Source organism: Paraburkholderia sp. IMGN_8 (assembly GCF_038050405.1).
Classification (GTDB): domain Bacteria; phylum Pseudomonadota; class Gammaproteobacteria; order Burkholderiales; family Burkholderiaceae; genus Paraburkholderia.
This window is the reverse complement of sequence record NZ_CP150901.1, coordinates 3,550,939-3,572,830: the sequence shown is the minus strand read 5'-3', so window position 1 is coordinate 3,572,830 and position 21,892 is coordinate 3,550,939. Positions and strand designations below refer to the sequence as shown.

17 protein-coding genes are annotated in these 21,892 nt (G+C 62.4%); 16 read left to right on the top strand and 1 reads right to left on the bottom strand.

Annotation, left to right across the window (positions count from 1 at the left end; all coding sequences use genetic code 11):
* Positions 1-380 precede the first annotated feature (380 nt).
* The 12 genes from WN982_RS37185 to WN982_RS37130 all read left to right on the top strand — a co-directional run bounded on the left by WN982_RS37185 (position 381) and on the right by WN982_RS37130 (position 17,268).
* Positions 381-890: a hypothetical protein gene (locus WN982_RS37185; protein WP_341316955.1), complete on the top strand. Its 510-nt coding sequence runs from the start codon at positions 381-383 to the stop codon at positions 888-890.
* Positions 891-977: 87 nt separating this feature from the next.
* Positions 978-1,262, top strand: a complete 285-nt coding sequence (locus WN982_RS37180; RefSeq protein ID WP_341316954.1) for a hypothetical protein — start codon at positions 978-980, stop codon at positions 1,260-1,262.
* A gap of 634 nt (positions 1,263-1,896) precedes the next feature.
* Positions 1,897-4,269, top strand: a complete 2,373-nt coding sequence (locus WN982_RS37175; RefSeq protein WP_341316953.1) for a type VI secretion system tip protein VgrG — start codon at positions 1,897-1,899, stop codon at positions 4,267-4,269.
* A gap of 4 nt (positions 4,270-4,273) precedes the next feature.
* Positions 4,274-6,706, top strand: coding sequence for a hypothetical protein (locus WN982_RS37170; protein ID WP_341316952.1), 2,433 nt, complete (start codon positions 4,274-4,276; stop codon positions 6,704-6,706).
* Complete coding sequence (locus tag WN982_RS37165; protein ID WP_341316951.1) at positions 6,703-7,299, top strand: hypothetical protein; 597 nt, start codon at positions 6,703-6,705, stop codon at positions 7,297-7,299. Before WN982_RS37170 ends, WN982_RS37165 begins: the two co-directional genes overlap by 4 nt.
* A gap of 125 nt (positions 7,300-7,424) precedes the next feature.
* Positions 7,425-7,685 (top strand): PAAR domain-containing protein, encoded by a 261-nt coding sequence (locus WN982_RS37160; protein WP_341319550.1) that lies wholly within the window; start codon positions 7,425-7,427, stop codon positions 7,683-7,685.
* Positions 7,685-8,962 (top strand): hypothetical protein, encoded by a 1,278-nt coding sequence (locus WN982_RS37155; RefSeq protein ID WP_341316950.1) that lies wholly within the window; start codon positions 7,685-7,687, stop codon positions 8,960-8,962. The genes WN982_RS37160 and WN982_RS37155 overlap by 1 nt, the downstream gene beginning before the upstream one ends.
* Positions 8,943-12,584 carry an ImcF-related family protein gene (locus tag WN982_RS37150; RefSeq protein WP_341316949.1) on the top strand — a complete coding sequence of 1,214 codons (3,642 nt, stop codon included), beginning with the start codon at positions 8,943-8,945 and terminating at the stop codon, positions 12,582-12,584. Before WN982_RS37155 ends, WN982_RS37150 begins: the two co-directional genes overlap by 20 nt.
* Positions 12,581-14,440 carry a type VI secretion system baseplate subunit TssF gene (gene tssF / locus WN982_RS37145; RefSeq protein WP_341316948.1) on the top strand — a complete coding sequence of 620 codons (1,860 nt, stop codon included), beginning with the start codon at positions 12,581-12,583 and terminating at the stop codon, positions 14,438-14,440. The genes WN982_RS37150 and tssF overlap by 4 nt, the downstream gene beginning before the upstream one ends.
* Positions 14,440-14,958 (top strand): type VI secretion system lipoprotein TssJ, encoded by a 519-nt coding sequence (gene tssJ / locus WN982_RS37140; protein ID WP_341316947.1) that lies wholly within the window; start codon positions 14,440-14,442, stop codon positions 14,956-14,958. Before tssF ends, tssJ begins: the two co-directional genes overlap by 1 nt.
* A complete protein-coding gene (locus WN982_RS37135; protein ID WP_341316946.1) occupies positions 14,955-15,536 on the top strand; it encodes a hypothetical protein in 582 nt (193 codons plus the stop codon). Before tssJ ends, WN982_RS37135 begins: the two co-directional genes overlap by 4 nt.
* 394 nt (positions 15,537-15,930) lie before the next feature.
* A complete protein-coding gene (locus WN982_RS37130) occupies positions 15,931-17,268 on the top strand; it encodes a hypothetical protein (RefSeq protein WP_341316945.1) in 1,338 nt (445 codons plus the stop codon).
* A 264-nt stretch (positions 17,269-17,532) separates the two neighbouring features.
* Here the strand turns inward: WN982_RS37130 and WN982_RS37125 are convergent, their stop codons facing one another.
* Positions 17,533-18,414 carry an aldo/keto reductase family oxidoreductase gene (locus tag WN982_RS37125; RefSeq protein WP_341316944.1) on the bottom strand — a complete coding sequence of 294 codons (882 nt, stop codon included), beginning with the start codon at positions 18,412-18,414 and terminating at the stop codon, positions 17,533-17,535.
* 103 nt (positions 18,415-18,517) lie between these two features.
* Between WN982_RS37125 and WN982_RS37120 the strand changes: the two genes are divergently transcribed.
* The 4 genes from WN982_RS37120 to WN982_RS37105 all read left to right on the top strand — a co-directional run bounded on the left by WN982_RS37120 (position 18,518) and on the right by WN982_RS37105 (position 21,554).
* On the top strand, positions 18,518-19,417 hold the full coding sequence (locus tag WN982_RS37120; RefSeq protein WP_341319549.1) for a LysR family transcriptional regulator: 900 nt from the start codon (positions 18,518-18,520) through the stop codon (positions 19,415-19,417).
* Positions 19,418-19,641: 224 nt separating this feature from the next.
* Positions 19,642-19,929: a DUF1330 domain-containing protein gene (locus WN982_RS37115; RefSeq protein WP_341316943.1), complete on the top strand. Its 288-nt coding sequence runs from the start codon at positions 19,642-19,644 to the stop codon at positions 19,927-19,929.
* 78 nt (positions 19,930-20,007) lie between these two features.
* On the top strand, positions 20,008-20,631 hold the full coding sequence (locus tag WN982_RS37110) for an ABC transporter substrate-binding protein (protein WP_341316942.1): 624 nt from the start codon (positions 20,008-20,010) through the stop codon (positions 20,629-20,631).
* A gap of 68 nt (positions 20,632-20,699) precedes the next feature.
* Positions 20,700-21,554 (top strand): DUF1989 domain-containing protein, encoded by an 855-nt coding sequence (locus WN982_RS37105; RefSeq protein WP_341316941.1) that lies wholly within the window; start codon positions 20,700-20,702, stop codon positions 21,552-21,554.
* Positions 21,555-21,892 lie beyond the last annotated feature (338 nt).

The window sequence follows — 21,892 nt, the reverse complement described above, 5'->3', positions numbered from 1 at the left end:
TGAATCGCTGCCGAGACGTTAGCGCGTTATTTCTGCTAATCCGGCATAGATGGCATCGTGTTAGCGCTTACATTGTGGGTCGCACCGGATGGTGTTGCAAGCGCGAGAGCGGGTTTGGCGGGTAAACACCGATCATCCGCGGCCGAATGCCCGCGTCTGGTTTGGACGTTGCGCTCGTCGTTTCTGAGAGGGGCGCGCAGTCGCAGGCGCCGGTTCAGTTGCGCCAGGAGGTCGCGCCCGCGTTGTAGCCCGGCGAAGAAACGATGAACCACACTAGCGGGCGGGTTATTGGAAGGCGCTTCTCGCCGCGCAGGACATCGCCTTCCTGCTGGCGATCAAGGTGTGAACGAACAATAGAGTTCGACACAAGACAATAGACTTTGACACAAAATCTGCTCAACCGCCCCTTGGGCCGGGTGGGTCCCATTCGCCTGCGGGTTGCGTACCAGAACCGCATTCGCGAGTTAGGCTTCGCGTGGGGAGCAAGGGTACAGGCGAAAGCATTCCAGGACCACCTGATCGAAGAATTGGGCGACGCGTTTCTCTCCGCAGTGGATCCGGCCTTCGCCGCGAAGAGGATGAGCTTCTGGATACGCTTTGGCCCCGGCAACAGCAAGGCATGCGATATGCGGGTTACGCGGCACCTGCTGCTGGCGATGTATCTCTTTGGTACCCGGGACGATCTCGCATTGAGCCTGCAGCGCGTGTCTGAGAGCGAGACGGCGATCTGCCGCACCAGCACGCTTGAGGACGGTCCGACAAGTCCTGTGGAGTCGGTGCCGTCAACACCGCGTGCAGCGTACCGACGCCGGATACGTGACGAACTGTCGAGAAATGCGGGAACGACAATCCAGGACCTATGGCGCAAGGCATACCGTGTCACCTCGTGACTCTACGAGCATGACCGGCAGTGGTTGCAGGAAACGCTCTCAACGCCGGCCGCAGATAGAGCGGGCGGTAAGTCCACGACGAAAACTGTGTCGCCGGACGACGAGCGTCTTGCCGCCAATGTCGATGCGACGGCCGCTGCACTACCCGCCATGCCTGGCAAGCCGCAACAGGTGACGAAGGAGCGCCTGCTCGCAGCACTTCCGGTGCGCATCGCCGACACTCCCCGGCACCGCGAACGATATCCCAACACGCTCATGCGGGTTACGGACAACCGCGAGTCCACGTGGCACTTCAGAGGAGCCCAATGGTTGTGGTGGGCGTATGCGGTACTTGGCGCACGGGGGGCGTCCCGCTGGCGAGAGAAGCCGTGAACCTGTCTGGCGTAGGTCATTACGCGGCCCATGCAATCATTGAATATTGCGGATGGGAACCTTTGTTGCCGCTTGCCGCGAAGTTCGATGCACTGGTGAAACTATCCGAAGTGGGAATTACACTCAAATGGGAGGGGCCGCCTGCATGGCAAGGGCGAGTCATCGGTGGGCGTGCGTACCAGCGTGGCTCGTAGGCGGAGCGCGTACACGACATCAGCAGCTAGGCCACCTCACGTGGCAGGTCATGCAGGTGGAGATGGACGGCGCCGGGCGTCAGGCACTCACGGTCGTCGAACGTGTTATCGAGCATATCGGGTCACGCGCCCGCGACGGCGCGATGCTGCCCAATAGCGCCCCGCGTCGCGAGAGCCTGCACGAATGGCCGTCCCCGTGCGCAACCTCCTTGCGCCGCCGGTGCGTCAGTAGCACGCCAAGAATTGGGCGTATCACGTAACTGAATCTCAAAAAACAACAGAACTCCTATTTATTGTTGTTTAGCAGATCTGTTGAAAATTTCAGACGCTGGCCAGTCAGGCCGATTGACCTTTTATCGTTGCAACCCTAGATTTTCCTGCCCGTAGCTGCGAATGCAACGATTTCGCCTCGTTCCTTTCAACCGGACAAGGGATGCGTGATGAATGCTGTGACGAAGAGCTTTACAGATGCGCTGCGCCACCCGAGCGCGCGGCTCACCCAGCATCTGAAAATATGGATCGGCACGCTCGACCTCGGCCTCGACGTGCTCAAATTCAAGGTGCGCGCGGGTTTCTGCAAGGACTATACGGTCGACATCACGGTGACGTCGCAGCGCCTCGATATCGACGGCAAGCAATGCGTCGGGCGGCGGGCGGGCCTGCAGATCGACGAGCGGGCGGCAGTCCCCTCGGCGAGCTACGTCGAACCCGTCGACCATGAGGCGGCCACATTCAACGGCGTGGTGACGCGCTGGAAGCGTATCCGTGTGAGCCGCGACGAGGCCGCCTACCGGCTGCGCATCGAGCCGCGGTTTGCCGCGCTGTGCAAGCGCATGGTCAGGTCGGACACCTTCAAGGACGTGACGTTCCAGGAACTGGTGACGAAGGTGCTGATCGACCGGCAGAACTTCGACGCTTTCGATGTCGAATTCCAGCTGGAAGGCGAGCAGGAGAAGATGGAACAGGTCGTGATGTACGAGGAGTCCGTCTGGAATCTCGTGACACGGCACGCGAAACGCAAGGGCTATTTCTGGTTCTACAAGCAGGGGCGAGGCCGGAAGGGACAGCTTGACACGCTCGTCATTGCGGACAATCCGCGCGCCTATATACGCTCGATCAACGTGCCCCTGCTGGCCAACTCCGGTCTCAACAGCAACTGGCATGAGGCGGTACTCGAAGTCAGCGAGCAACGCGAGCTGGTGGCGGCCACGCTTGAGTTGTGGGAGCGCAACTACCGCACACCGGAGGACCCGCTACGGGCAACGGCGAGCGTCTCCGATGACGCTGACGACCGGTCGGTATTCGGGCAGATCAGCCGCAGCGCGGAGTTCCATCTGACGCAGGAGCAGGGCGAGGCGCTCGCGCAGACGCGGCGCGACGAGCAGATCGCGCGGCAGGCGACGCTCTCGGGTACGACCAACGCGAAGGGCGTCGCACCGGGCGTGGTCATGAAGCTGACCAACACGAAGCTGGCGAGCGCGGAATATGGCTTCGTGATTACTTCGATGAAGATGGAAGGCAGCCGCACGCAGCCCGCGCATACCCGCTTCAAGGCGATGCCCGCGCACCTGACGTATCGTCCCAGATTCGTTTATGAGCGGGACTGGCGTTTTCTGGAGGGTCCGGTTGTCGGAGTTGTCACGACGTTTGACTCCGCGCCTTACGGGTGTATGGACGAATACGGGCGCTATCCGGTGCTGCCCAAGTTCCTGCAGGGATCGGGCAATACCGACAAGCAACTGCTGAAGCTGCGCCTGCTGCGTCCGTCCTCGTCCTATCAGGGCGGCTTCCATTCGCCCCTGCTGCCGGGGACCGAGGTTATCCTCGATGCGGCCCACCACGATGTGGATCGTATCCACATAGCTGGAGCCCTGCACGACTATTCCCATCCTGACGTGGTGCACGGGGCGCAGGCCATGTTCAGTTACGCGATCTGGCGCTCGCCGCTGCGCGGCGCGGAGATCGTGTTCAACGACCTGCAGGGCAAGGAAAGTGCGCGGATCGCGACAGTGTACAGCCAGTCGGCGGTCAATCTCGGTTATCTGCTCAACGGCAAAAAGCTCCAGCGCGGGGAAGGGTTCGAGATTACGGCCCAGGCGTGGGGCACGATGCGCGCGGCGAAGGGGCTGTTCTTCTCGGCGGACGCAGCAGCCGGGGCCGACACGCCGCACCTGGACATGCCTGCCGCCGTCGCGCAACTAAAGGCCGCCCTGCAGCGCGTGACGGATCTCGCGACGGCGACTACGCAGACCGGTGCCGACCCTGCCGACCGCGCCACACAGGTGGCGCTCCTCCACGGGCTGAACCAGCTTCGCGACGCGGGGCTGCTCGCGAGCGCACCGGGCGGCATGGCGTTCGTTACGCCTAAATCGGCCCAGCACTCGGCGGGCGAGAACGTGATCGTCACCGCAGGCAAGGACATGGACGTCAGCATTACCAAACGTCTACGCATGGCGGCGGGCGAGCTGATTTCGCTGTGTGCGCACAAGCTTGGCCTGAGCCTGACTGCGGCAAAGGGGAAAGTCTCGGTTGCAGCGCTCACGGACGGAATGGACCTGTTCGCGAAGCAGCAGTTGCGTGTCGCCAGTGAGGGCGCGGACGTTCAGGTCGCGGCGAAGTCGAAGATCACGCTCAACAGCGGCGGGGCCTCGCTTGTCATCGAGAACGGCAACATGACGTTTCACTGCCCGGGCGCTTTCACCATCAAGGCAGCGTCGTTCTCCTTCCAGGGGCCGGACAAGGCCCCTACGCCGCTGCCGTCCCTGCCGAAGAGCAGCCTGAAAATTTCCGACCAGTACTCCTCGTCTCACTAAGCCCATGATCATCAGCCCTCCGTTCCTGCCTGTTTCGGGTCTGACGTCCAACGATGCGTCAAAGCCGGACCCCATGATGGATGCCGTCGATCAGTTCGAGATCGGCCATCACGGAGTCTATCCGGTCGCCTTCGACCGGCGTTTTCACTGCGGCATTCATCTGGATCCGGGAGAGCAGCACGAACAGGTGCGGGCCATCGCCGATGGTGACGTTGTGGCCTACCGGGTCTGCAAGAGCGCCCTATCCGACGGCACGACTGATCCGACGACCGGGCAGCCGTTGCTGAACTCGAATGCTGGCTTTGTCCTGCTCAGGCATAAGACCGACACAGGTGACGGGCGGTCGATTACGTATTACTCGCTCTACATGCACCTGCTGGACATGACCAACCAGGAGCAGTTTGCTCCACAGCCAAACCATCCGCCGGAGGAAGGATCGCCAAATGCTCTTCCCAGATGGCTGCTCGACACGGCGGGAGGCAAGGATGGGGGCGTTCAGCCAGGCGGCACGAAAAAGGTGTATCGCAAGGACATGCTTGGCTATGTCGGCCAGCATCAGGGTGTGCGGCATCTGCACTTCGAGATCTTCATGAGCGACGAGGACTTCATTGCCTGGTTCGATCAGGACGGCCACAAGGTTCAGCTCGGTGAGAAGAACCCCGTTCAGCCTACGTCGAGCGACTATTGGGGGCATACCTATTTCGTCATTCAAGGTCCACAGGATTTCGTGCAGCAGCCGGCAGGTGCGGATGACACTTGGTTCCCCCGGCTACCTGGCGGCTCAATTGGCGAACACGACACGCTTTATGTCGAGGCCTGGTTCAACAAGGGGCGGCGCTATACGCAGGCGTGGATCGATTGCGGCAACAGCGACAACGTTACCCTGCTCACACCTGACCCTATCGCGGACTCGTACGACAACGACACGAGGCAGTACGAGTACGACCTCTATGACCGCTCGGTAGCCCTTTATTCGGCCTGTCCGAGTGACGGCTATGAAATGCTGCGGTTTGGGCGCATTCTTTCACATTCGGTCGCTTCGGGTGCGGCCCCTGCCACCTGGGTTGCGGTGCCGTTCGACGGGGACGGCACGCAGGGCTACATCAACATCGCGCCGGACGCGATCAAGAAGTTGTCCGACGCCGATTTCCCGTTCTTCAAGGAGTGGCAAAAGGTAGACGAGGACAACACGCCGTTCAATCACGATGGGCTCTGCGGGTACGATGAACTTTGCCGCCTGACCGGCGTTGCTGATCCGCAGGCGACGTCCGGCATGATCCAACCGCTCGAGTACGACAAGAATAACGATAACGCTGCGAATCAGCAGCTCGCAGGCTACGTACAGAACGCAGAGGGCATGCGCGAAAAGCTAAGAGGGCTGGTGTGCAAGGCGCGCAGCGAGTGGGATCCGTCCAACAACGACGCGCGGTACCAGGGATTGAACGATCCGGATGGCTTCTTTGGCAAACAGAAGGATACCAACCCGAACGGGTACACCAGGTTCATTGAATTCCTGAGCAAGTTCCAGTTTCTCGACCACACGCCACTCGCCGGACAGAAGCTCTGGTACTTCCACCCATTGGCGTTTATCCGGCATTTCAGAAAATGCGCTTGGTTGAGCAAAAAGGAGATGCTCCAGCTCATTCCGTTCTTCGTTATTAGAAAACCGGGATCGCACAATTCAAACCATCAGGGGGTATGGGAGCAGCCAAATCTACGCTTTGCCGAGTCTTTGGTCGATCAATACGGATCAAATTTGAACAATTCGATGAGAAAGTTCAAACTTGATACCCCTCTTCGACAGGCATGTTTCATTGCAAATGCCACGCAGGAAACGGGCTGGTTTCACTACCTTACGGAGGGAAACCGTAGCGATGACGCGACGGATTTGCATAATGGTTGGTTCGGGCGGGGATTCTTGCAGCTAACAAATGCCCACGGGGATATGGGAGGTGGCAATAACAATTACTATAGGTACTTTAGATTCTTTGGTCGCGGTCCGAGTTTGCCACCGGGGGCGCAGGAGCTACGGTGGCGCAACGAAATCGGGAGAGATGTTTTTCATGCGAGCCATAGTGCATGTGCCTATTGGGTTTGGTCCGGAAAATCAATGCCATCGGAGACCTATCCGCTTCGTCCGAAGGTGGATAGTGCCAATAAATATGCGGATATTGCCGGCATAAATGAAAGAAGGATCATTCGTACAAATGCTGGAACTAAAGTGTGGTACTACAACCAGTCCTTTACGAATTGTGCTGCGTCGGTGAATTATCCGGGTTCTACAGGACAGAATCCCCCAAACATGAATGGTCTGGTGGATCGATCAACGTCATTCACGAATGCGTTGATGGTGCTGGCCGATGTTCCTTTTTTCAAAGGGCCGAATCAGGAGAATCTAATGTGGCCGGAAAATTTCTCACGAAGGAAGGTGTTATGAGAAACATCGTGTTGACAGGTGTCTTATTCTTCTCTTTGATTTTGGGGGCAAGTGCGGAGTCGATAAATCACGAGCCGGACGATTTGAAGAGTAATGTGTCATTGTTGACGAATCAGTGTGGGTATGTGCTCGGAAAAAATATTTTGAGCGAAATTTCAAAATCATCTTCAAAAATAAATGATCAGATAATTTCGTTTGATTTTTACGTTTCGTTGAAACCCGCCGATAGACCAATCCACGGAAAGCTTTCGTTCGGATGCTTCACGGTTGGATCTGCTGCGCCGAAGCAGGGTGTGGCACAGAGGCCGACTGCAGCCGAGGAAATTGCCCAGGCAGATTCAGGTGGGCGCTACGCGCGCAACGTTGTCTGGCAGCGAAGGTATGAGGGCAAGGGTTGGAGTGGAACTATCGCATACGTAAACTCAGTTTTCGGTGATCAAGAAAATTTAAATATTCCAGACTATTTCCTGATATGTCCAGATAAAGGGGGTTTGGCATGTTTCTCTTTTGAAGTTGTAAAAGCGAAGCTTAATAAAAAAGAGAGTGACAGAATTCCTGAATTGCTCGAAGGAATTGGGGTCGGTGGTTTTTAATCGGAGGCTCCTGAATCATCCGGTAAGCGACAATAAAGTTTCTCTGTTTTTCGATAGCCGTTAATTGAAATCTGTCGATGCCGCGGTGAAGTAATATGGAATCCAATCAATCAGGCAACCGTTATATGCAATCTCCCATCCGCAAAGGCGACAAACTGGAACACGGCGGCGAAGTCACCGGCGGCTCCCCATGGACCGAATTCATGGGCAGGCCGCTTGCCCGCAAGGGCGACGACGCGATCTGTGACCAGCACGGACCGACCACTATCGACGAGGGCTACGACAAGTTCCCCGACCGCGATGGCAAACCCGCCGCCATGCATCATTACCGCTGTGCCTGTGGTTGCCGCCTTCTCTCGTCGCTGGAAAACGTCGACATCGAATAATGCCCGTCGACCTCTCTCCCGCAGGGCGCCCCCACGCGTATCCCCGGCGGATGCGTTTCTGGCCGTGGGCATTTACCTGGTTCGTCTGCAATGTGTGCGGCCCGGTGATCGTTTTGCTCGCCTGGCCGAAAGGCGAGCCTGCGAGCGGCCTCAGGTTCTGGAGCTGGATTGTTGGGGCGCCGAACGGGCTGTTCCTTGTCCTGCTCGGCTTTGGTCGTGCAGGCTACGAGGTGCTGTGGTATCGCGCGTACTGGCGCAACCATCACCGTGATCGCTGGCTCGCGGAGAAGATCAGGTTCGCGCAGCGTCCGCTGCACGTACTAGGCGCAGGTTACTGTCTGCCGCTTGGCAGTAAATCCCTGTCCGACGTGCTCGCAGGGAAAAGATCGATCCTGAAGGCGCAGGCACCGCGGCACGGCTCGGGGAAGGTTTTGTGCAACCGTTTTGAGGACAATGACCCGTTACTGGCTGGTCCGTCCATGACGGATGAAGAGGAAGGCCAGGCGAGTGACGCAGCGGTGCTGGCGAAGGCTGCTCCTGTTGTGCAGATGATCCGTGTTGCGCTTGAACCGCTCGTCGGGAGCATTCAGGCATTAACGGGATACGAAAAGGCATATTGGCCCCAGGTGCGCGTACTGGCGGAGCCGGAAGTCGCCAGCGTGCGTCTGGCCCAGGTTCGTGACGCGATGCGTCTGGCGGCGCTTCCGCCGCTTGAGGTTCAGGCGGTCCCGGCAACTGACGGGTTGCTGGCGGCCGATGCCTGGCTCGATGCGCGCGAATACCGTCCGCTTCTCGTCGTCGCGGCAATGTGGTACGACGACGACATCAATGAAGGCCTCGCCGAGGGGTGCGCCGCTGTGCTGCTCGACGCCGGCTATTTCAGGCTTCCGCAGGAGGTCAGCAGAAAAGCTGTGCTGCACAGGCCCGTTGCAGGCGATGCCGGTGAACCCGAATACGGCTTCGCGAACTCCGCGAGCTGGGGCAAAGCCGATGCTGCTTCAGTGAAGCGTGCGTGGATAACCCGTCCGGTTGAATACTGTGATCGAGCCTTGAGCGCCGCCGGGTTTGTGGCCGCGGCCAAAGACGCCGCGCAGTGCCGGCTGGATCGTATTGTCGGCGACATGCGCGCAGCGAACGGCCTGCTGGCGATTGCCGCTGCCATCGAATCTGGTGCCAGTGACGGACCGCAGCTCGTCGTCGATGGCCCGCAGTCGGCCATTCTCCATGTCTTACCCCAAGATCAAACGGCTTCCACGCATGGCGATACCCAAAAATAACCTGCAGAACATGGAGCCTCAAGCCGCCTCCACCGTGGAAGCTCCGAGCCGGGTTGCAATCTGGGGCCTGCCTCTCGCAGCCCTGGTTCTTGCCGTTGCCGCACTCGTGCTGGTCTGGTTCCGGAGCGAACGTCTCGGCATTCCAGATGGCACGCCTCGCACACTGGTACTGATCAGCATTCCGGTGTTGCTTGTTGTCATAGTGATCATTCATCTGGTCGCGATATCGACCGGCGCATACGCGGGCGCTGCCAGACTGTTGCGCCTTCGAACCGGCGAGAAGGGGGCAGCCTCAACGACGGCCAGGCCGCTCAAGCGCGACGCGCGCCTGCAACGCATGGCCGAGGAACTGCGCGTTGCGCAAGGCTGGTTCTGGCGCCGCCGCCTGCGCTGGCTGATGGTGAACGGTACGGACGAGCGGGTCGATCAGGTCGCACCCGGCCTCAAACAGGCGGGCGTCATGCACGTCGACGAGACCGTACTCGTCCACGCGGCACCGGACGGCATCGAGGCCGGGAAGTGGCTCGGCCAGATCCGGCAACTGCGCCGCCGCCGCCCGGTCGATGGCCTGGTGCAGGTTGTCCGTGCCGACGAAGCTGATACGCAACTGCCCCGCACGCTCTCAACGCTTGCCACCGCGCTCGGCTGGGCTGCGCCCGTTACATTCCTGCACCCGGTAGAGGCGCACGGCAGCCCGTCGGAGCAGTTCGACGCCGTCGGTACTTTCATGCCGAACGATACGCGCAAACAGGCACAGGAGGCCGCCGCCAGATTGCCGGCGCTGCTGGACGAGGTCGAGCAGAGGACGGCGCACGCAGGCGTACGCCTGTGCGGGGAGCCGCAGTGGACGACCTGGATGCTGGAGATCTCGAAATACGTCGGTGACCATTGCAAACGCATCGCCGAGGGCCTGCAGGGCCTGGCTGCGTCAAACTGGCTGCGCGCGCCGCTGGCAGGCGTCATGTTCGCGCCGGTCTTTCCTGGTGCGTCCGTCGTGCCGGTACCAGTCGCCAACGGAGACGACACGCCCGTCCAGCCAGTCGAAGGGCCGCCCGCACAGACGGTGACGCGCGAACAGCCAGCGGCCCTGCTGCCGGTGTGGCGGGAGATCGCGGCAGGCTCGCCTAACTATCGGGGCCGCCGCGCCGGCTTTTACTGGCCCGACGCGCTCGCGATGGGCGCCCTTGCCTGTGCAGTCGTCTGGACGGTCGCGCTGATCGTATCGGGCCTCGGCAACCGGACACTCGTCAAGGAAGCCGAAGCGACTGCGACAGCGGCGCTGGCGACTACGCCTGGCACACCGCGGGCGATGCGTACGCTGCTCGCTCTGCAGCATCAGATCGACACGCTCGAATACCGGCGTCAGCATGGGGTGCCGTGGTACCTGCGCGCAGGCCTCTCGCGTAACGATGACCTGCTCGATGCGCTGTGGCAGCCCTACAGGACCGTCGCCCTGCGTAACCTGCGGCAACCGGTCGTGCAGGCGCTGGAAGGGCAGCTCGCGCAGCTCTCGCAGGTCCGCGCCGACGAGCAGCAGAGCCACGATGCACAGCAGCTCGCCTACAACCGACTCAGGGCCTACCTGATGCTCGCCACGCCGGCACGCGCCGACGCGCCGTTTCTCAAGGCGCAGATGCTGGACGTGTGGCCCGCCGTAGTCGGGATGCGCGCCGGCGAATGGCTCGACACCTCGCAGCAGCTTGCGGGCTTCTGGGCGGACCACCTCAAGGCACATCCTGACTGGCGGATCAGCACGTCGATACCGCTCGTCACACAGATGCGCTCGACGCTCGTCAACCAGATTGGTCTGGCGGCGAGCGACGATGTGCTTTATCAGCGCGTACTCGACGACGCGCGCGGCAAGTACGCGGACGTCTCGCTCGCGACGCTGCTCGCCGGGTCGGACGCGCATGGCCTGTTCACGACGACGCAGACGGTGCCGGGCATCTTTACGCGTGCAGCCTGGGAAGGTGTCATCGGGAGGGCCATCGACGCCGCCGCGAAGGGGCAGCACGTCAAGGCGGACTGGGTGCTGAGCGGCGACCAACCGACCGCCCAGGTGAGTGCTACCGTCGTTGAAGGAACGGTCGACGCGGCGCGCGCCGCGCTCGATGCGAAGCACGAAACCGACGACCTCAGGCAGCGGTTGCGCGAGCGTTACTTCACGGACTACACGGCGGCCTGGACGACCATGCTCAACAGCTTCCAGTGGATCCCGGCGACGAGCTTCTCCGGCGTGATTGACCAGCTGACGCGCCTGACCGATGCGCAGACTTCGCCGCTGCTCGCGGTCATGAAGTCGGTGCAGTATCAGGGCGAGGCGGGCCGTCCCTCGCAGGCGCTGACTGATACGCTTGTACGCAAGGCGCAGGGGCTGCTCGGCGGTAGTGGCAGCGATGCGACACAGGCTCCCGTAGTGAACCCGCTGGACCGCTCGTTCGGCCCGCTGCTGGCGCTGCTCGGCGACGCAAACGCGGCAGCGGTCAGCGGCAAGGCGGTCAACGGCAACCCGGCCAACGCCGCCGCGTTTAGCGGCGTCAGTCTTTCGCGCGTACTGACAGCCGATACGACCGTGCGCCTGAAGCTGCAGCGGATCCAGTCGAGTCCGGATGCGCAGGCGATGGCGCGCTCGCTCGCGCAGGCGGTCTTCCAGGGCAAGCTCTCGGATCTGTCGCAGGCGCGCGACGACGCGGCGCTGACCGCTGCGAGCCTCGGTGCGCAGTGGGCAGGTTTCGGACAGACGATGTTCGTGCAGCCGCTCGACGCAGCCTGGCAAGCCGTTCTCCAGCCTGCCGCCGCGAGCCTGAATGAGGCGTGGCGTGCGGGCGTGACAGCGCCCTTCGCGACGACGTTCGCCTCACGCTATCCGTTCTCGCCGACGAGCGCGGACGCGTCCTTTGCCGAGTTCGGTCGTTACGTGCGGGCCGACACGGGGCTGATCAACCGCTTTATCGAGGTCGAACTGTCCGGCGTGCTCAAGCGCCAGGGCGACCAGTGGGTACCCAACGAACTCGCGCCGCAGTCGCTGCAGTTCGACCCGAAGTTCCTCGCCATGCTGCGGCTGATCGGCCCGTTGGGCGCACGCCTCTATGCGCAGGGCGAGGCCGGTTATCACTTCGAGATCATGCCGCAGCCGACGCCCAGCGTGACGCGCACGGAGCTGACGGTAGACGGGCAACAGGTCGTCTACTTCAACCAGCACGAGACCTGGTCGCCGCTCGCGTGGCCGGGCAATGGCCTAAGCGGCCACGCGTTGCTGACCTGGCAGACGCTCAACGGGGGACTCCGTATCGCGTTCGACGCGACAGGCGACTGGGCGTTCCTGCGGATGCTGGAGAAAGCCCAGGTGAGACCGCTCGACGATACGCGCTACGAACTGGTCTGGAATGCCGGGACTGGCAGCGAGGCCGCGAAGGCTGCTTCCGCCACGGCCGGCGACACGCCAGACGGTACGGCGGCACCGCTGCGTTATGTGCTGCGCACGCAGGCGGGGGCGGGGCCACTGGAGCTGCTCAGGCTGCGCGGTTTCCGCATGCCGGAGCGCATCTTCGTGACGGGCCGTGCCGGAGTGATATCCGGACTGCCCTCCCTGCCACCTTTGCCCCCGGAGTTACAACCATGACCGCGCCGTGGAAGAAGCACCAGCTTGAACATGAGACGCCGTTCCTCAGGTATTTCGACGGGGAAATGCGCTATCTGCGCGAGGCAGGCCGCGAGTTTGCGCAGGCCCATCCCGACGCCGCGCGGCGCATGGGGATGCTCTACGGCGAACCCGAGGGGCCGATGCGTGCGGTCTACGAAGGTTTCGCACTGCTCATGGCGCGGCTGCGCATGAAGCTCGACGATGGGATGCCGGAAGTTACCGACGAGCTGCTCGATAACCTGTATGAATACGCGGCGCGGGCGATTCCCTCCCTGTCGATCCTTGAGTGCACGCCCCTGAACCGCACGGGCTCGACGGCGGCGCAGATCCCCGCCGGGGCCGTGGTGCGCTCGGCGCCCGTCGGTCCCGATGTGGTGCAGTGCCTGTACCGGACGACGCAGGCCGTCGAACTGCTGCCGCTCTCGGTGGAGGACGCGCACGTCGCGGTACGCGCCGACGGGCGCACCGTCATCCGCCTTACGTTCGGCCTCTGCCTCGGAGAGCAGCGCGAGCGCATGGACCTCTCGCGCATCCGCCTGTACCTGCATGGTGACCGCCCCGCCGCTGCGGCGCTGTACGCGGCGCTGACGCGCCAGGTCGCGTCAATCAGCCTGCGCCTCCCGTCGGTGCGCAACGGCGAACTGCAGCGACTCGATAGTGTGTGCTTCGAGGCTGCGGGCTTCGGCCCGTCGACGCGGCTATGGCCGGTCATGGACCCGAAGCGTGACCAGCAGCTCGACCGCGAGCAGACCATGCTGGAGTATTTCGCGTTTCCGCAGAAATTCCACTTCGTCGACCTGTGCGGCTTCGATACCGCAGTGCTGCCGGCGGGCGAAGCGCAGATGACCTTCGAGATCGAGCTGGCCGCTCGCATGCCCGGCGATCATCCGGTCAGTCGCGACAGCTTCCGCCTGTTCTGTACACCCGTCATCAACCTGTTCGAGGTCGACGCATTGCCGCTGCAGCCTGCCGACTGGCATGACCGGGAACACCGCGTCCGCGTGCAGGAAGGCGTCGCGGGTTACGTCGAGCCGTACGACGTGCTCGCGGTCATCGCCGCCCACCCGGAGGACAGCGCACGGCATGAGTACCGGGCGTTTACGAGCTTCCGGCATCGCGGCTGGATGCTGTGTTACGAGAAGCCGGAACGGTACTTCCATACCTCGACGCGTTTCGGCGCGCGGGGGCGGGAACTGTGGGTGACGCTGGCGGGCCAGCTATGGGCGGGGACATACCGGAATGCTCAGGACGATGAGGACCGTCCCCACCCGGACCGCTACCTGACGGTGCGCGCGCTCGCGAACAACGGACGCCTGCCGCGTATGGCGCTTGCCGAGGCAACGATCACCGAAACGGTATCGGGTTTTACCGGCATCGCGTCGGTGCGCAACCTGACGGCGCCGACCCTGCCGCTCTATCCGCCGCGCTACTACCCGGGATATGACTGGCGCGTGCTCGGCCACTTTACGGCGGGCGGTGCGAACGAACTGAACCGGATTCACATGGAAGGCGCGCCGGCGCTGCACGAGACGCTGGAGCTCTACGACTGGGCACCGGACGACGGGGTTTCGCGACGCATCGAGGCGATCAGGGATGTGCGGTTCTCCGAGAAGCAGGTGGTGGAACGTGCATACGTCCAACGGATCGCCTGCGTACACGTTGAGCTCGACGCGACCGCCTTCGACGGGCCGGGCGATGCGGTGCTGTTTGGTGACGTGCTCAACCGCTTCATGGGACGTTACGCGTGCTTCCACCTTTCCATGCAACTGGTGCTGATGATCGACGGCAAGGAGACGGTCTATCCGCGCATCGACTTCGAGGGAGCGCCTTTCTGATGAGCACCCGGATCATGCGGGGCGCGCTCGGCGTGGGCCTCGCGCTGGCCCTCCCGGCGTGCGGGATGTGGCAGTCGGTGAAGGATGGAACCGCGGACGCCACGCGCGCGGTATTCGAGACGAAGGTCAGGCAGATGAGCCTCGTCATCGTGGCGCGCAGCGCACTGAATCAGGACACGCGCGGCGCGTCGCTGCCGGTCGTGCTGCGCATCTACCAGTTGAAGGATGAGCGGCCCTTTGCAACGGCGAGCTACGCGCAACTGCTCGGCGGCAGCGATGCGCTGAAAGCGGCAACGCTCTGGAGCCGGGACATGACGCTGGGGCCGGGGCAGACGCTGAAGCTATCTGAACCGATGGACGAGGCGGCGAACTACGTGGGCGTGGCGGCGTTCTTTCGCGATACCTCCGACGCCGAGTGGTCGGTACTGGTTCCGAAATCGCAGTGGAAACAGACAGATCCCGTCAGGCTGGTGGCTGCGGGGCGTAATCTCGAGCTCGATACGGAGCGGCAAAAATGACGAATCCGTATCTCCGCATGGCAGCCGTTGCGCTGCCCGTCCTGATGGCTGCGCTGGCAGCCGTCGCGGCCGAAGGACCGATAGCGGGCGTACTCAGCGACGCGGCTCGCGTATGCCAGCAGCTCCGGGCGACCGGTGCCTCCGACATTGCGAAATCCATGGTGCTGCTGCGGGCGAAGCTGCCCCGGGTGCCGGCTGACGATGCCGCCGCCTTCGAACGCGAGATTGCCGCGGGTGTGCCCGATACCACGGCCGGCGTGCGCAGTCCGCTCTATCACGTCTGGCTGGCAGGGCGGTATCTGGACCGCGCGACGCGCCAGATCGGCACCATTCCCACCGCGACATCGCCGGGGCTTCGTGCGCTGATGTTCGCGGATAGCGCGAACACGGCGGCGGGTTATGTCTCGATCGCCACCAACGCCCTGCTGCTGGGCGCATCGCAGCGGGCGGGTGCCGCGCGTGGCGGGTCCATCCCCAGCGACGCGCAACTTGGGGACTATGCGCTCGGCCTGCAACAGATCGCGCTGATGCTCAACACGCTGGTCATGTGCAACCTGCGCCAGCCGGAGAAGGCGTAGCGCGCCGGGTGCGCGACTGACTGCGTGACTGGCGGAAGCTGGACACGCGTTTCGCACGAAGCTGGACAGTCGGTGCGCAGCGACGCGGCGTTTTCGGTCTTCGCCCTGATACCGGGCGATGTCGTGGCCCCGTGGAGCTCACACGTCACGGTCGCGGTGGCTTTTGCTGCTCGCCACCCGGTTGATTCGTAGTCCTGCTGGTAACACTAACGCGGCCGGCGGTGACGGACACGCAAATCGCGAGCCGGGCTCGTGGCGATGATCGGCCGGGCCTTGGAATTGTGCAAACGGATTAATGGATATGCAACGCAGGACGACGACCAGTGCCCCAGCAGGTGAGCAACGCAGATCTCCGGCGAAACGCCGCGGGCCTGCCCCTCTGGCGATCGAGGAGATGCAGGCCATTGCCGCGCAGCGAGGCGGCAAATGCGTGTCGACGGCATACGTGAACGCTAATACCCGCCTGGAATGGGAATACGCGGAAGGGCACCGGTGGCTTGCCGTGCCGAACAGCGTAAAGCGCGGCACCTGGTGCCGGGTCTGTGCCGTAAAGAGTACACGCCGGTCGCTGGCCGATGCGCAGCGTGCCGCCGCCGGTCTGGGCGGCCGCTGCCTGTCGTCGGAATACTTCAACGGGACCACCCCGCTGTGGTTCGAGTGTGCGGACGGTCATCGCTGGCAGACGACCCCGGCTACTGTCTTTGCTGGCCACTGGTGCCAACTGTGCTGGGACAGGCGACGGCGCCATACGATCGAACAGATGCGGGAGCTTGCCGCGAGCCGCGGTGGCCAATGCCTGTCCGGTGATTATCTCAACCAGCACCAGCCGTTACGCTGGCGCTGCGCACAGGGTCACGAGTGGGAATCGAAAGCAGCCATCGTCAAAGGGCACTGGTGCCCCCAATGCCAGCGCGAACAGAGTCGCACAGGCATCGGCAGGATGCGCGAGATCGCGGCGGAACGCGGGGGCCAATGCCTGTCGGATCGGTATGTCAACGCGCACGCGTACCTGCAGTGGCGATGCGCCCGGGGACACACCTGGGAAGCGGCGTCGACCAGGATCCAGCAGGGCCAGTGGTGTCCATACTGCAGTGGCCGCCGCTATTCGCTCGCCGACATGCAGGCGCTGGCCCATACCCGAGGCGGTGAATGCCTTTCGGATAGCTATCTTACCGTGCAGGAAAAACTGCGGTGGCGCTGCGGGCAGAGACACGTCTGGGAGGCCACGCCCGCGCTCGTGGTCACGGGAAGCTGGTGTCCGCAATGCCGGCACGAGCGCAAGCAAACCCGCGATATGGAACGGATGCACGAACTGGCCGCGCTGCGCGGCGGGCGGTGTCTGTCGGAAGGTTACCAGGGTGCCGCCACGCCGCTCGAATGGCAATGCAGCGAAGGGCATGTCTGGCAGCAGGCGCCTCGCCTGATGATCCAGCGTGGCTGGTGGTGCCCGTACTGCAGCGGCCGCCGCAAATACACGCTGGCAGACATGAAGGCGATCGCGCAGGCGCGCGGCGGAGATTGTCTGTCGGAGACCTTCCGGTCTTCGCACGACCGGCTGCAATGGCGGTGCGCGAGGGGCCACGACTGGACGGCGAAGGCGTGGAATGTCGTCTCCGGACGCTGGTGTCCGTCGTGTGCACACCTGGACAGGATCCGGGCAAAGAACGGCTGGAAGCGCCGGCGATACGAAGCGTGGGGCAAGCTGCGCGACCCGCATGGGTTGGACCGGTAATGCGCAGTGTGCCAGCCACCCCGCGACCGCCTGCGCGCTACTGATTCCGTTTCGCAAGTGCATGGAAATCAGAAGCCGCACTCTCGGTGGCCAGCCGGCGGTATGAAAGCGACAGAGCATGAGCCACTTCTTGTGCCAAACTCTAATAGCTTGGCGTGAGATCACACTTGTCGCTAAATACATGATTTTATTGCATGTGTTGTGTCAAACTCTATTGTGCGGTCACACATGCACCGGTCGCTTCTCCTGCGCAATTCGCGCGCTTCACTTTTCCCCGTTGACGCTTCCTATCGCGTCCAGTTCAGCGAGCACCGTGTCCGGTAAGGTCCATTGTGCCGCCTGCATGTTTTCACGCAGATGTTCGAGCGACGAAGTGCCCGGGATCAGCAGAATGTTAGGCGCGCGATGGAGGAGCCAGGCGAGTGCCACCTGCATCGGCGTCGCGCCGATCATCTGGGCGACCTTGGACAGCGCTGACGATTGAATCGGCGTGAATCCGCCAAGCGGGAAGAACGGCACGTAGGCAATGCCCTTGCCCGCCAGTTCGTCGACCAGCGCGTCGTCGTCTCGATGGACCAGGTTGTAATGGTTCTGCACGCAGACGATCTCCGCGATGCCCTGCGCCTCGGCGACCTGGGCCGAGGTCACGTTGGAGAGGCCGATGTGACGCACGAGCCCCTGACGCTGAAGTTCGGCAAGGGCCGCGACCTGCTTTGCGATCGATCCTTCAGTCGGGGCGTGGACGCTGCCCATGATCCGCATGTTGACGACGTCGAGCGCGTCGACACCGAGGTTGCGAAGATTGTCGTGGACCCCGCGCTTGATATCTTCCGGCTCGAGTGCCGGTAGCCACGAGCCGTCTTCACCACGGACGGCACCCACCTTGGTGACGATCACAAGGTCGTCCGGGTACGGATGGAGCGCTTCACGAATGAGCTGGTTGGTGATGTACGGCCCGTAGAAGTCGCTCGTATCGATGTGATTGACGCCCGACGCCACCGCTTCGCGCAGTACCGCGATGGCCGCGTCACGATCCTTCGGCGGCCCGAATACGCCGGGTCCGGCAAGCTGCATGGCGCCGTAGCCCATACGGCGAACGGGGCGACCTGCAAGCGGAAATGTATTGATGGATGTGGACTTCGACATGGCGCTCTCCTTGATGAATGCCGAGTGCCAGTATGGAGATGTTTGCGTTGTTAGATAATCCGATCTAAATTGCACGGGTTGTTTAACAAAGTGAACAATGGCCATGGAGTTCAACGATCTTGCCGCGTTCGTTTCAGTCGCGCGCGCCGGCGGCTTTCGTGACGCAGCCCGAATCAGTGGCGTCTCCGCCTCGAGCCTCAGCATCGCCGTACGTCGTCTCGAGTCGAAGCTCGGCCTGCGGCTGCTCAACCGGACGACACGCAGCGTGGCGCCAACCGAAGCGGGACTGCGTCTCATCGAAAAGCTGACGCCATTGTTCAGCGAGATGGAAGGGGCGCTGGATGTCCTGAACGGGTTCAGAGATAAGCCGACGGGCACGCTCAAACTCAACGTGCCGGCGAGCGCCGCGCGGATCGTATTGCCAACCATCATTGCGCCATTCCTCAAGGCTTATCCCGACATCCGCGTGGAGGTGGTGGTCGAGGATGGGTTCGTCGATGTGCTTTCGATCGGCTGCGACGCGGGCATTCGCTATGACGAGCGACTCGAGCAGGACATGATCGCCACCCCGATCGGGCCACGTGTGCAGCGTTTCGCTACGGCTGCGGCTCCGGAGTATCTCGACACGCACGGCAGACCCGAGCACCCGCGCGACCTGCTTTCTCACGCATGCTTGCGCGGCCAGTTTGCCGGCGGCGCGAAGCCGACCTGGGATTTTGAGCGGGGCGGCGAGGTGGTGCGACTGGATCCTCCGGGACCGCTGCTGGTCAGGCCCGGCGCGGCAGTCGACCTTGCAATCAGTACGGCCGTAGCAGGGGTGGGCGTCATCCACATTTTCGAAGATGTGCTGCGCCCGCATCTCGATAGCGGAGCATTGGAGCCGATCCTGGAGCCGTGGTGGCAGCGCTTCTCGGGGCCGTTTCTTTACTATCCGGGGCGTCGCCACTTGCCTGCGCCGTTGCGTGCCTTTGTCGATTTTCTGAAGGCGAGTGAAAGTATCTGACGCGCTGGCGCATGCTGCTGGCAGGAGAACGGCTGGCCAACTCCAGCGACTCCAACTCCAGCGACTCCAACTCTACGATCGCCTGGCGAACGTCTCCGTAGTGGGCTAGTGGGCCTCGCGCCTACGTGGCGACCCGACACCTGCGCGGAGGCGCCGCGCCGACGGCGTTTGCGGTTTGGTGGCATCATCGTGTGCAACTTCACACCACTGCAGGAGCGTATGCTATGGCGACTTATATTGTCTTTACACGAGAAAGCACGCAGGATCAGGGCGAACTCGACACCTACCACAGCAAGGTCGGCGAGACACTCAAAGGTCACCCGGTCAAGATTCTCGCCGCCTACGGACCTCAGCAGGTGCTCGAGGGCGACGCGCCGGAGGGCGTCGTGGTCGTGGAGTTTCCGTCCACGGCGGCCGCGCGCGCGTGGTACGACGGTCCGGCGTATCAGGCGGTCGCGCAGCACCGCTTCAACGGGTCGCGCTATCGTGCGGTTCTCGTCGAAGGCCTATGACGAAACGAGGGACGAGCGAGCGGAGAGGGGGGATGCTTGTCTCGTATCGCGCTCACGCGTTCAGCCAGGATCGTGCATATGAAGACTCTATTTCTGGTCCCTCTTTGCGCAGCTTTGTTCTCGTTCAGCGTTGCGGCGTACGCGCAAGTCGACCAATCAGACCCGCAGGCGCTGATCAAGACCGCAACGCAGCAGATATTCGACGAGGTGCGTACCCGGGCGATCGAGCCGGACGATATCCCCCGCATCATGGATATCGTGAACAGGGACATACTTCCTTACACCGATTTTCGCCGCACCACGTCGCTCACAATGGGCCGCTACTGGAGGACGGCGACACCGGCGCAGCAGCAGCAAATGGTCGAGCAGTTCAAGATGCTCCTGATTCATACGTATTCGGGCGCTGTTGGTCAGCTCCGGGCGGATCAACAGATCGAGTACCCGCCGTCGCGCATCGCTCCAACCGATACGGACGCGGTGGTGCGCACGATCGCAATGAAGAACGGACAGCCGGCGGAGATCGACTACCGGTTGTACAAGACGCCGCAGGGCTGGCGTTTATATGACCTGAACGTGCTCGGCGTTTGGCTGATCCAGACCTATCGGCAGCAGTTCAGCGACAAGATCCAGCAAAGCGGCGTGGACGGTCTGATCCAGTTTCTCACTGAGCGTAACCAGCAGCTTGCTTCGGGAAAACAGTAAGTGACTGTTGGGTAAGTTGGCGATGGGCGTACCGGGCTGTTCGCCAGTCTCATGAAGGAGCATTCAGCATGTTGAACTACCCTGCCGCTTATCAATCCACCAAGGGTTCCGCACTCGACGTCGATAAGGCGTTCTATCAACGCGTCGCTTCACAGCACGACACCCGCACGCTGGTCGAATCGATCGTCGTGCCGATCCGCGCGGGTCAGGCGTGGACCGTGCTGGCCGGCCATGTGTTTCGTATCGTGACGATCGAAGGTCCGCAGGTGGCCGACCTGAATATGTGGAGCCTGCACAACCCGCGCGAGCGCATGTGGGCCTCGCGCACGCGCCAGTTGCAGCAGGCGCACGTGAGCACGTTCGACCGTCTGTGGTCGACGCTGCCGTTCCTGCGCCCGATGGTGACGATCACGGATGACAGCCTCGCCGGCTACGGCGTCGACGAGCATGGCGGCCGCGTCCACGACCTGCTCGGTACGCGGTGCGACCCCTATGTGAACCGGATGCTGACCGGCGAGGATTTCCATTTCCACTGCCACTCCAACCTCACACGCGCGATCGCTCCGTACGGATTGACCGAATACGACGTGCACGATGTGCTCAACGTCTTCCAGTGCACCGGCCTGAATCTGGAAGACAAATATTTCATGAAAGCATGCCCGGCAAAGAAGGGCGACTACCTCGAATTCTTTGCCGAGATCGACTTGCTGTGCGCGCTGTCGACCTGTCCGGGCGGCGATCTCTCGTTGCCGATGTGGGGGCCGGACGCGCGCGATCCGCTGGAGGTGTGCCGACCACTCGGCATCGAGATTTACCGGCTTGCACCGCAGATGCTGGATGGATGGGCGCCGCCATCCGTCGCTGCGTACAAGGGGCAGCATGGAATGACACTGCAGCAGCCGCAATGGAAATGCGGTTGTTGATGATCGATCACCATGCACGGCCGATGGCCACCCGCATTGGGTGGCCACTGATCTTCCGGGCCGAAAGGCAGCGGACGACCGACAGTTTGTCGAAGCCGTACTGACGAGTCGCGTGTACGATATAAGCGGTTGACCATGAGTTTCAGGAGGCGACATGAATGCGGTGTGCCCACTGCACGGGCCAACGACCATCATCCGCACGAATGCGTACGGGTTCCCCGTCTATGCGTGCTGCTGCGACGACGTGACCTATGTGACGCCCCCGGATGCATGTACGAGGGCGCCGACGCAACGCGGACGTGATCCGCAGCCCGAACAACCGAAGACCAGGAAAGAAT

Bases quoted from the DNA above. Each gene is read 5' to 3' on its own strand.
- WN982_RS37155 (WP_341316950.1), top strand. From the start codon at position 7,685: ATGCCCGTCGACCTCTCTCCCGCAGGGCGCCCCCACGCGTATCCCCGG.
- WN982_RS37160 (WP_341319550.1), top strand. From the start codon at position 7,425: ATGCAATCTCCCATCCGCAAAGGCGACAAACTGGAACACGGCGGCGAA.
- WN982_RS37165 (WP_341316951.1), top strand. From the start codon at position 6,703: ATGAGAAACATCGTGTTGACAGGTGTCTTATTCTTCTCTTTGATTTTG.
- WN982_RS37125 (WP_341316944.1), bottom strand. From the start codon at position 18,414: ATGTCGAAGTCCACATCCATCAATACATTTCCGCTTGCAGGTCGCCCC.
- WN982_RS37170 (WP_341316952.1), top strand. From the start codon at position 4,274: ATGATCATCAGCCCTCCGTTCCTGCCTGTTTCGGGTCTGACGTCCAAC.
- WN982_RS37135 (WP_341316946.1), top strand. From the start codon at position 14,955: ATGACGAATCCGTATCTCCGCATGGCAGCCGTTGCGCTGCCCGTCCTG.
- WN982_RS37130 (WP_341316945.1), top strand. From the start codon at position 15,931: ATGCAGGCCATTGCCGCGCAGCGAGGCGGCAAATGCGTGTCGACGGCA.
- WN982_RS37105 (WP_341316941.1), top strand. From the start codon at position 20,700: ATGTTGAACTACCCTGCCGCTTATCAATCCACCAAGGGTTCCGCACTC.
- WN982_RS37115 (WP_341316943.1), top strand. From the start codon at position 19,642: ATGGCGACTTATATTGTCTTTACACGAGAAAGCACGCAGGATCAGGGC.
- WN982_RS37150 (WP_341316949.1), top strand. From the start codon at position 8,943: ATGGCGATACCCAAAAATAACCTGCAGAACATGGAGCCTCAAGCCGCC.
- tssF (WP_341316948.1), top strand. From the start codon at position 12,581: ATGACCGCGCCGTGGAAGAAGCACCAGCTTGAACATGAGACGCCGTTC.
- tssJ (WP_341316947.1), top strand. From the start codon at position 14,440: ATGAGCACCCGGATCATGCGGGGCGCGCTCGGCGTGGGCCTCGCGCTG.
- WN982_RS37110 (WP_341316942.1), top strand. From the start codon at position 20,008: ATGAAGACTCTATTTCTGGTCCCTCTTTGCGCAGCTTTGTTCTCGTTC.
- WN982_RS37175 (WP_341316953.1), top strand. From the start codon at position 1,897: ATGAATGCTGTGACGAAGAGCTTTACAGATGCGCTGCGCCACCCGAGC.
- WN982_RS37120 (WP_341319549.1), top strand. From the start codon at position 18,518: ATGGAGTTCAACGATCTTGCCGCGTTCGTTTCAGTCGCGCGCGCCGGC.